Origin of the sequence: Haladaptatus sp. (assembly GCF_049589095.1) — an archaeon.
In the GTDB taxonomy this organism is placed as follows: domain Archaea; phylum Halobacteriota; class Halobacteria; order Halobacteriales; family Haladaptataceae; genus Haladaptatus.
The window spans coordinates 1-10,758 of sequence record NZ_JBAWAC010000208.1 but is presented as its reverse complement, the minus strand read 5'-3'; the positions used below and the strand labels follow the sequence as shown (position 1 = coordinate 10,758).

Below are 10,758 nucleotides of genomic sequence, written 5' to 3'. Positions count from 1 at the left end.
CCCCGACACGGTCGACCGGCTGCTCGACGCCCTCGTCGCGCTGATCGGGCGCCTTCACCTCACCGGTTTCGTGTGGAACGACTGCTCCCTGTCGAACACGCTGTTCCGGCGCGACGCTGGCGCGTTCGCCGCCTACCTCGTCGATGCCGAGACCGGCGACCTGCACCCCACAGAGAAAATCAGTGGACCTTTGCTGTCAAAGATGCATTTTTTCCGAGAACTTGGCAGTGGGCTGTTTTAGGCAGAGTGTGAAAAACAGATGGTTCAATTCCCTGCTCAAAATGGAAGTAGGTAAAGAATTAGGTTTGACAAGAATATAGAGATAGTATGGGTTCCAGCAATTCGCTCACCTCCACACAAAACACCACATCGACACTGCTGAGTAAGAAACGGTTACTATTCGCAGTAGTTTTTGGTCTTGTAGCAATCGCACTTAGTTATTTGCTTGGTCAAGCAAACACAACTAATCAATTCGTCACAGAGTATATTATCGCAACTATCGCAATATATATCGTTTTGACACCATTTAGTGTGCTTCGATAATATATACAGAATATACTACTTCAAGCTGAGAACGAACGGAGTACTCCGTGCCGTCGTCCGCGATGACGCCGAACGAAAATCGATTCCTTTTTGTTTTAGGCCACCCTAAAAATCTCCGATGGCTGTCAACTCACGGACCGTTGACGAAACGACCACCCCCTCCCGATCGACGACGCCGGATATCGATCTCTGCGAAACACGGCCCGAGCGGTTCGTTTTCATCGAGGACGGAAACACGGATGGCTGGATCGCAACGGATACTGTCGTCTCGTCGTTGCGGTAATACTCGACAATTCGACGAAAACGAAACGAATAGAAGAGCGACGGAATCAGTGCGTCGCGGATTCGAGGACGAGCGTATCGTCTTCGAGGTAGTGGGCGATGGTGTGTGCGTACTCCTCTAGCTCCACGAGTTGTTCCCGAAGCATTTCTTCGGTCGCGTAGTCGCCGAGACCGTTGGCGAGTTCGATGTGGTCGCGGTAGCTCTCGATGATGTCACCGTACATTCCGAGGTCGTGGCGGAACGAGGTTCGGATGTCGTACACGTCCTCGTCCTCGGGTTCGACCGTCGCGGCCGCCGAGAGCGCCGCCATGCTGGCGTGCGGGACGCCACCGATCGCCTGGACGCGCTCCGCGACCGCATCCGCGGCCTCCTCGACTTCCTCGTACGCTTCCTGAAGGAAGAGGTGGATGTCGTGGTGTTCGGCCCCTTCGACGTTCCAGTGGTGTTTGTGTAGCTGATGGTAGAGCACGTACGCGTCCGCGAGGTCCGTGTTCAACGCGTCGATGATCTGTTCTGCCTTCGCCTCTTCGAGGCGAACCGGGTTCTCCTCGACCGTACCGGCCTTCTGCCGGACTTCCTCTTGAACACTCATTGCAACTACTACTCCGTGGGGCAGCCACATAGATCTTTTCAAAGGAAAACAATTTTTTTGGATGGCCAAAAAATATTTGGGCACTATCGGGGTCGATGCCCCTGTTTTCGAGGGGATCACAACCGCCGTTTCCGACGGTTTCGAGGTCTCTCCCGGTGATAAAACGCTCTGAGTGACGAAAACGGTGGGAGACGAAAGCGTCCGAATCGTGTCGAGATACGCACCATTCATGCATCGAACAAAACACTTTTAGGTTTTTAGGCTTGCCTAAACCCATGGAACAGGGCAACGATGAAACGGTGGACGCGCGTAGAATTTCCTCCTCACACCGCCGGAGAAACTCCACGAACGCCGATAGCGCGGGAACGCAACGGACACACGCATGGTAGGACACACGCTCCACGACATTCGCCGAAGCGTCGAATCGCTCGAAACGGACGAGGGTGCATATCACATCATCTGCACCCGAACGGGGACCAATCCGGTTCCCATCGCGGGACGACGGTTCGACAGTCGACACACCGCACGGGCGGCACTCCGCTTCGCCGAACAGTATCGAGCCGCGCTTCGACGGTACGATCCACAACTGCCGTACCACGACCTCATCGTCTGCGAGGCACCGGAAACGTACGCCCTCGTCGGAGAGACGGCCGGAGACACGACAGCGCTGGCGCGACGGGAGGACGAATTGACTGCGGACGGTTCGGTTACCGACCGACAGCCGCTCATCGATTTCTGTCACGACGTTACCGGTGCTCTCTTCGAGACGCTCGCGGACGAGGGATACGAGCGCGTAGAGCGCGCGGTGATGGACGTGTATCTGGACGCCGCGGAGTCGGTCGCGGACCGGGACGAGTTCTGTCTCGTGTTGCTCGAAAGCATGGTCGTCGAGTTGACCGACCAGTTGTCCACGGACGAACAACACCACGTCCTCGAAGCCGCGTCGAGACGAATGCCGCCGGTCGAGGACGACGGGAGGACGATAGAAACCGCCCTCCAGCGTCTGGTTTCGGTGTCCATCGCGGCCGACTATCACCTCACTCCGCTGGACGACACGTCGTCATCCCGCGGATGGCTCGTGACGCTCTCCGAATACGCGCTCGACGGGGACGAACGATACCTTCCGACGCTTCCGCTCGCCATCGAACTCAACCGAATCCTTCCCGATCCGGTGTCGATAGAGTGGGCCCGGGCGGTCGATACCCACGATTGGGAGCTACGATTGTCGACGCGCGACCCGACGAAATCCACCGACACCGGCCTCCTTCGGGCGACGGTCAGGGATACCTGACGACGGGCGGAACCGATCACTTGACGATCAAGACCGGAACCGATGCCCGGCGCGTGACCGCTTCGGCGACGCTCCCGAGTACGAGACGGGTCGCACCGGACCGACCGTGGCTTCCGAGGACGATGCGGTCCATGTCGTGTTCCTCCGCGTATTCGACGATGACGTGTTTCGGCTCGCCGAATTCGACAGCGGTCACCAGCGTGACGTCGAACTCGTCCGCGAGTTCCTGTGCCGCGTCGAACAAGTTCGTTGCTTTCTCGTGGGCGGATTCGTACCACTCGTTCCAGTACTCCATCGAAACGGACCCCGGCGGGGCACCGTCCGTGAACTTCGGTCGCATGACTTCGACGATGTTGAACCCGGATCCGATGGGGTCCATGACGTACAACACCGTGACCGTGGTGTCCGGATAGTCCGAAAGCGCGACTTCGAGCGCTTTCGAGGACAACGGGGAACCGTCTATCGGGACGAGGATTCGTTGAGCCATGGGGGCTATACGGGACCGTTTAGGATAAGCGATATCGGCGGGGAAAACCGACGGTCGGAATCTATTGGGGGTTCATCCGAGCGTTCGTTCGGCGACCGTCGTGACGATGACGAACGCGACGGTGCCGAGTGCGATCCAGACCCAGTGAGCGACCGAGACCGGAAACACGTCGAACAGGGCGTTCAGCGGCGTATAGAGCACGAGCAGTTGGAGACCGAACGACACGGCGACGGCGGCGATCAGCCACGGGTTCGAGAACGGGGATTGGTTGTATCGGGACCGGATGACCTGGATGACGACCATCTCGACGGTGACGATGAACGTGAACAGCAGGGTCTGTGCCGTGACGAGTTCACGGACGGCCGCCAATCCGTAGAAGAAGACGCCCAACCCGATGACCGTCATCGTGAGACCGATCGAGATGATGGAAAACACCATGCGACGGTCGATGACACCCTGCCCGTCGTTCCGCGGGGGTCTGTCGAGGATGTTGGGTGCTTTGGGGTCGGTTCCGAGGGCGAGCGCCGGAAGGCCGTCGGTCACGATGTTGATCCAGAGCAGCATGACCGGCGTCAGGATGAGCGGATCAGCTTCGGCCGCGAACAGGTCCGGAAAGAGGAGCGTGCCGACGAAGACGCCGAAGAAGACGGTGAGGACCTCACCGGCGTTCGCGGACAACAACAGGTTCACGAACTTTCGAATGTTGTCGAAGATGGCACGCCCCTCGGCGACGGCGTCGCGGATGGTGACGAAGTTGTCGTCCAGCAACACCATGTCCGACGCCTGTTGAGCGACATCGGTGCCACGGACGCCCATCGAGATGCCGACGTCGGCGTTCCGGAGTGCTGGTGCGTCGTTGACCCCGTCTCCCGTCATCGCGACGGTGTGTCCGTTCCCCTGAAGCGCCTGAAGGATCCGGACTTTGTGCTGGGGCGATACGCGAGCGAAGACGTCGACACGCTCGACGACGTCACGCAGTTCGTCGTCGGAAAGGGCTTCGACGTCCGCGCCGACCATCGCCGTCTCCGAATCGAACCCGATGTCCCGACCGATGGCTTTCGCCGTGTCGAGGTTGTCGCCCGTCGCCATGACGACCCGTATTCCTGCGTGCTGACAGTCCTCGATAGCCTCCGGGACTTCGTCCCGAGGCGGGTCGATCATCCCTTGGAGACCAAGAAATACCATGTTCCGTTCGATATCCTCCGGGTCCGCCTCGGTGTCATCGACCGACCGAGCGGCGAAGCCGAGCACCCGGAGCGCGTTCGAAGCGAACCTCCGATTCCGTTCGAGGATTTCCTCGCGTTTCGGGTCTGTGAGTTCCCGAACTTCCCCGTCTTCGAGGAATCGATCACAGCGTTCTAGAACCACCTCCGGTGCCCCTTTTGTGTAGGCGGTCGGGGTCGAATCGACACCGACGGGGTCGCCGTGCGAAAGGACGGAGAGCGATTCCCGGGCGACGACCGTCATCCGCTTTCGCTCGGAGGAGAACGGAATCTCGCGGAGACGCTCGTGACCGGGACGGACGTTCGACTTCGCGGCGGAGACCAGAAGGGCGACCTCGGTCGGGTCGCCGTAATACTCCTCGTCAGCGGAGTTCGGCGTTCGTTCGGCGTCGTTACAGTACGCCCCGCAGGACAGGAGGGGTGTGAGTTCTTCGGCGTTCGCACGTTCGCCGTCGCGTCGAAACTCGCCGTCCGTCGAGAGGCCCGTTCCGGTGACGTCGTAGGCAGTGCCGTCGAAGTACACCCGCTTGACCGTCATCTGGTTCTCGGTGAGCGTCCCCGTCTTGTCGCTCACGATGACCTCGACGGAGCCGAGGCTTTCGACCACCGGGAGTCGTCGGACCAGCGCGTCTCGGTCGAGTATCTTTCTCGACCCCAGCGCCAGCGTCAACGTCACGACCGCCGGTAACCCCTCGGGGACCGCCGCGACTGCCAACGTGATTCCGGTCAGCAGTATCGAGAGCCACCCCGCGGCAGTGAAAACGAATTGGGTGGCCGCGATGACGAGAATCAGCGCGACGATACCGAACCCGATCCGTTTTCCGAGTTCGTCCACTTCCTTCTGGAAGGGTGTTTCCCGCGGTTCGGCCTCCTGAATCTCGGTCGCGATGTCGCCCACTTCGGTGTCCATCCCCGTGGCCACGACGACGGCCCGCCCCCGACCTTTAATCGCGGTCGTATTCATGTACACCATGTTGTTCCGTTCGGCCAGCGGCGCGTCCGCGTCGACGGTCCCCGATTCCTTGGTGGCGGACGTGCTTTCGCCGGTGAGGGCGGCCTCGTTCGTCTCCATTGCCGTCGATTCCACGAGTCGCGCGTCCGCCGGAATCACTGACCCTTGCTCGATGACGACGATGTCGCCCGGAACGACGTCCGCGGCATCGACGGTGACGGTCTCCTCGTTTCGGAGTACGGTCGCGTTCGGCGTTGAGAGTTCCTGCAGGGATTTGATGGACATCTCGGCTCGGTAGTCCTGCACGAACCCAAAGAGACCGTTCGCCAGCAAGATGAGCAGTATCAGGGCCGCCTCCTCGTATTTGGGGGCCGTCCCCGGGAGCACCCCGACCGCGACCGAGAGGAGGGCGGCGAATATCAGCAGGTAGATGAGGAAATCCTGAAACTGGGAGAGAAACAGTCTGTATGGCGAAATCCCGGCTTCCTGCTCCAGTTCGTTCGGTCCGAACTCCGCTCGTCGGTCCGCGGCGTCATCGTCGGTCAACCCCCCCTCGTCCGAATCCAGTCGCTCGAAGACGCGGTCGCGCGGTTCGCTATACCACTCGGTCGGTCCTTCTTCCGAGAGTTCAACGGCGTTCATCGGTCACGGATGGTGGGAAACGGCGCGTTCGACTGTCGATATCCGTCGGATACAAAACATATATCACCGCACGTTTGCGGTCGTGAAAGAGCTTTGGTGGTTTTCTCGGGAGGTGATTCCTCATCTAACTGCCTGAAACTCAGTCGTCGCTCGGCACCGAAATCGGACGTTGGGTGTCGTTGCCGCCGAGCAGCGTGAGCGCGCCGATGAGAGCCGTTGCGACGACCAGTAGCACGCAGACGAGGTACTCCGTGGTGTAACTGAACTGGACGGCGAACGGGAGGGCGACGAGCGGGCCGACCGTCGAACCGAAGTCGCCGAAGACGTTGTAGACGCCCCCCAGTTTTCCCACGTCGTTTTCCGGGCTGATGTCGCCCAGATACGCGAGCAGGGGAATGTTCACGGCCTCGACGCCGATACCGATGACAGCCACGCCGACGAACGTCCCGGCAAGCGTCGGAACGAACGCGAGAAGGCCGAAACCGACGGCTAGAAAGCCGAGAGACGGGATCGAGACGAACGCACGGTTCGACACGCGGTCGGACGCCGGACCGGCGAAGAGCGTCGTGGCACTGGAGAACAGCACGCTGACGGCCATCACGACGCCGCTGATCCCGGTCGCGTCGAGAAAGCCGATGTGGATGCCGACCGCCGCGGCGTACTCCACGACCGTCGAGAGGAGCACCCCGGCGAAGAGGAAGCGGACGACGAAGTTCACGAGTCCGACCGAGAGGATGCGAACGTCAGAGGTGACGATGCTCGGTATCTCGCGCAGTCCGGTGTCGGTTTCGACGGCGGGATGGAGGTCGGGCAGGACGAGGAAAGCGACGAACGCGGCGAACAACCCGGCGACGCCCGCGACGAGAAAAGCCGGGGTGAATCCGTATATGTTCGCAACGAGTCCGCCGACGACGAGTCCGGTTGGAAACCCGAGACTCTGCCCGCCGCGCAGGTAGCCCGTCCACTTGCCGCGGTTTTCCGTCGTCGTGACCTTCGTCACGGTGCTGAACGCGCCGACGAAGACGAACGCCGACCCGATTCCCCACAGCACGCGCGACCCGGCGAACGTCGTGGCGCTCACGGCGGTCGCCGTCAGCGGAAGCGCACCCGCGAGACCCTTCGTCCACGCGGCCGTCAACCCGAGGACGTAGCCGAACGGCGCGAGTCCTTGCAGGACGAACCCGACGAGCATGGGCCGTCGAGTGCCGAAGCGGTCGAGAATCGTTCCGGCGGGCGTGTTCAACAGCATTCGGGTGAATCGGTTGATGGCGAGGATGATGCCGACGGTCAGCGCCGAAAAACCGAGTAGCGTGCCGAGTCGTGGCAACGTCGGAAAGGCGACGCCGCCGCCGATGCCGCCGAAGAAGACGCCCGCGATGAGACTGAGAACGACGGTTTTCGTGTCGTGGTCGGAACTCACTCCGCAATCACCGTCACGTACGTTTCCGGGGTCGGTTCGTTTCGGGAAAACGAATCTGCAGTCATACCTAAACTGAGCCGATTGAGAGGGATAAACGGACGGTTTACGGCAGTTTCGTCGGACCGATACCGTGTGGAAAGTCCGAAGAGTCGACGGTGTTTTCGGACACCACACCCACGGAGTCCATCCCTGAAGAGTCCGTCCCCCGAGGGGTCCGTCCCTGAAGAGTCCGTTATCGACCGAGAATAGGGTCTTTGAGCGCGACGACTTCCGCCATGATCGCCTCGACGTTGTCGTCATCGACGCCGTTCGTTCGAAGCGCGTTTTCGAGATGTTCGCCGACGGCATCGAAGTCGGGTTCGTCGATGTCGAGATGGTCGTGTGCCTCGCGCATGTCCGCACCCGTATATTCGACCGGACCACCAGCAACCGCACTGATGAACTTGATTTGATGTGCGCGTAGTTCTTGCATGTCCATTCCCTCGAAGTAGGGAACGAGTTGTTCGTCGGACAACACGTGGTCGTAGAAGTCCGTGACGACCGCTTCGACCGCACTGTGACCACCGATTTCCTGATACACTGATTGAGACATCGTGTCGTTACGAATGTCGGCGGGGATTTCGCATACGGTTGTTCACTACCATACTCGGGTTTATTTAAACCCATGTGAATAGATACCAAGAGAAGTGTGAACGAGGGACACCATTCACGATTCGTGGCTCACCTCGACGGATTCGTGAACCGCGTCCGGCCGGTTCGTGGTTCACGTTCGACGGGTGAACCACCGCCCCGAGAATCGGCGAACCCGTCGACGGCGGTTTCAGGAAGAGAGGGTTTGGTCGAGCAGTTTCGTCTGTGCGACCGAGAGGTGTTCGAGGAACGTGGCGACCGAAATCCCGAGTTCGGTTGCGACCTCCTCGGCGGTCGCCCCTTTCGGCGATGCGAAGTACCCCATTTCGTGGGCTGTTTCGAGCGCCTCGTACTGGCGGTCGGTGAACGCCGTACGGTCCACAAATAACAGTGACCGCTCGTCGGCGGCCGCCGACCGTGTGAGCCGATTCACGGTGACGTTCCCGCAGCACGACCGCAAGTCGGTGACGACGCCGCGGAGCGTTTCGAGATCGGGCGCGATGAACGAGAGGACGAGTCGGCCGGAATCCGCCCGGAGGGTCCGAACGGGACAGCCGTGATCCGGCACGCGCTGACACGGGCACTCGTCGTCGTGCGTGTACCGATACACCGATTTCGTCTCGTCGACGAACACTTCCTCGACCGCCGCCGGTTCCGTTCCGGCGTCGTCGGAGCGGTCGACCGTCAGTTCGCCGACGACTCCCGTCGCCGTCCGCGTGGTGTGTTGGTCCACGCGGAGGGATTCGATTTCCAACTCCTTGCTGATCGACGAGACGGGACATCCACCCGCGTCGCTCACCGCGAGTTGGACGTGAATACCGGAGGCCATATCTAAACCTATCCCCCGCCGACGGATAAATAACTCAGTACTGCCCCGCCGAACTACTGCCTTCCGTGACGCCGCGGATTTCGAATCTGGCACCGCCGCTCGTGGAACCGACCACGTCTATCTCCCACCCGTGGGTCTCGATGCACTCGGAGACGATGGTGAGTCCGTACCCCGTCCCGTCGTTTACGGTGTGGCCGTAGTTGAACACCTTGGACCGTTCGTCGAACGGAATTCCCGGTCCATCGTCCTCCACGAAGAACCCGTCAGAGAGCCTCCCGACGCGTATCTCTGTTTCGGGACCCCCGTGTTCGACTGCGTTCCGAAACAGGTTCTCGAACACCGTTTGGAGTTGGTCTTCGTCGGCCAACACTACCGGCATCGCCTCGTCGATGTGGAGGGTTGCATCGAACGTTTTGACGTGATGCCACGCCCGGTCGATGACGCTTGGAAGGGAGACGCTGCTCGGTTCGATAGTCGGCTCCGTGTTCTGAGCCATCCGCAACAGGTTATGGATGATCCGTTCCATCCGGTCGTGTGCGCGCTTCACCTCCTGGAAATCGCTCTCCTGCCCGTTTATCTCGGCCTCCGTCAGATACATCTGTGCGATGGACAACGGGTTCCGAAGGTCGTGTGAGACGATGCTTGCGAACTGCTCCAATCGGCGTTCGCGCTCCTTTCGTTTGGAGATGTCGTGGAAATAGACCGAGAGACCCGTCTCCGACGGGTAGGCGTTTATCTCGATCCAGATATCGAGCCGTTCGTAGTTGAGTTCGAATGTGGTCGGCGTTTGGGTCTCCATCGCGGCGTGGAACTCCTCCCACAGGACCGTGTCGCCGGTGTCGGTAAACACGTCCCAGAACCGCTTTCCGAGTACTTCGTCGGCGGACTCCGACAGTATCTCCTCCGCACGGTCGTTGACGTGCGTGAACTGCCACTCGTCGTCGAGCGCGAAAAAGGCGTCCGAGACACGGCCGAGAATCTCGCTCAGTTCGGTTTCGAGTTCGCTCCGTCTGCGTTCGAGTTCGCGCTCCCGCTGTTTGAGTTCGGTGATGTCCTCGCCAGCCGAGATGATCCGTTCGAGTTCCCCGTCGGGACCGTACACGGGGGCGGCGCTGACGGACAGCCACAGCCGTTCGCCGTTCGGCTTTTCGATGGCGATCTCCTCGTCGTGCATCGGCTCGCCCGTAGCGTGAACGCGCGCGGCCGGTGACTCCTCCGGAGGAAGGGGATCACCGGTCACATCGAAGAGACTCCACTCGTCGGCGTTCTCGCGTTCCGCGATCATTTCGTGTTCGGATAAGCCGAGGATCTCCTGTGCTCGCCGGTTTGCGAGCCGTATCGTCCCGTCCGCATCCTGCACCGAGATGGCGACCGGTGACGTTTCCAACAGTCGTTCGGTCTGATTTCGCTCACGCCGGAGTTGCTCCGTCCGCTTTTTCTGTTCGGTGATGTCGTCGATGGCGTACACGACACGACCGACCTCGTCCTCGGTATCCTCGATAGGGGAGACGTTTATCGAGAGCCATCGAGGGTCGTCGCTTTCTGGACGGAACTGACAGTAAAAATCGACCACGGATTCACCGGTCTCGATCACCCGTATGAACGGGTCGTCTTCGAGCGAGAGCAACTCGCCATCCTCGTCGTAAAGGTCCCACGACGTGGCCGTGTACTGCTTCAGTTCGGATTCATCGATTCCGAGATGGTCGGTGATCCAGGAGTTCGACCGCAAGAAGGTCCCGTCCGACGAGATGACCGAGATACCGACCGGGACGGTTTCGAGCGCCTGTTCGATCAGGTCGCGTTCCTCCTGGAGACGTTGTTTCGCCTCTCGACGTTCGGTCATGTCCCGGGTGACTTTGGTGAACC

9 protein-coding genes are annotated in these 10,758 nt (G+C 60.5%); 2 read left to right on the top strand and 7 right to left on the bottom strand.

The features are described 5' to 3' along the window. The coding region (locus WBV42_RS06865) for a hypothetical protein (protein WP_423985367.1) at nt 1-241 on the top strand (241 nt) is incomplete at its 5' end. A gap of 631 nt (nt 242-872) precedes the next feature. Here WBV42_RS06865 and dpsA read toward each other — a convergent pair. Then, on the bottom strand, nt 873-1,418 hold the full coding sequence (gene dpsA, locus WBV42_RS06860; protein WP_423985366.1) for a DNA starvation/stationary phase protection protein DpsA: 546 nt from the start codon (nt 1,416-1,418) through the stop codon (nt 873-875). Nucleotides 1,419-1,800: 382 nt separating this feature from the next. Here dpsA and WBV42_RS06855 point away from each other — a divergent pair, with 382 nt between their 5' ends. After that, on the top strand, nt 1,801-2,709 hold the full coding sequence (locus tag WBV42_RS06855) for a DUF7551 domain-containing protein (RefSeq protein WP_423985365.1): 909 nt from the start codon (nt 1,801-1,803) through the stop codon (nt 2,707-2,709). 16 nt (nt 2,710-2,725) lie between these two features. Here WBV42_RS06855 and WBV42_RS06850 read toward each other — a convergent pair whose 3' ends face one another. From WBV42_RS06850 to WBV42_RS06825, 6 genes are all read right to left on the bottom strand, one after another. Beyond that, a complete protein-coding gene (locus tag WBV42_RS06850) occupies nt 2,726-3,196 on the bottom strand; it encodes a universal stress protein (RefSeq protein ID WP_423985364.1) in 471 nt (156 codons plus the stop codon). Between the two features lie 72 nt (nt 3,197-3,268). Next, on the bottom strand, nt 3,269-6,013 hold the full coding sequence (locus WBV42_RS06845; RefSeq protein WP_423985363.1) for a cation-translocating P-type ATPase: 2,745 nt from the start codon (nt 6,011-6,013) through the stop codon (nt 3,269-3,271). A gap of 139 nt (nt 6,014-6,152) precedes the next feature. Beyond that, nucleotides 6,153-7,433, bottom strand: coding sequence for an MFS transporter (locus WBV42_RS06840; protein ID WP_423985362.1), 1,281 nt, complete (start codon nt 7,431-7,433; stop codon nt 6,153-6,155). 232 nt (nt 7,434-7,665) lie between these two features. Next, nucleotides 7,666-8,025, bottom strand: a complete 360-nt coding sequence (locus WBV42_RS06835; protein WP_423985361.1) for a group I truncated hemoglobin — start codon at nt 8,023-8,025, stop codon at nt 7,666-7,668. Nucleotides 8,026-8,253: 228 nt separating this feature from the next. Then, entirely contained in the window at nt 8,254-8,892 is a 639-nt protein-coding gene (locus tag WBV42_RS06830) for a helix-turn-helix domain-containing protein (RefSeq protein ID WP_423985360.1), read from the bottom strand. Nucleotides 8,893-8,926: 34 nt separating this feature from the next. Next, on the bottom strand, nt 8,927-10,758 hold a 1,832-nt coding region (locus tag WBV42_RS06825), incomplete at its 5' end, for a PAS domain-containing sensor histidine kinase (RefSeq protein WP_423985359.1).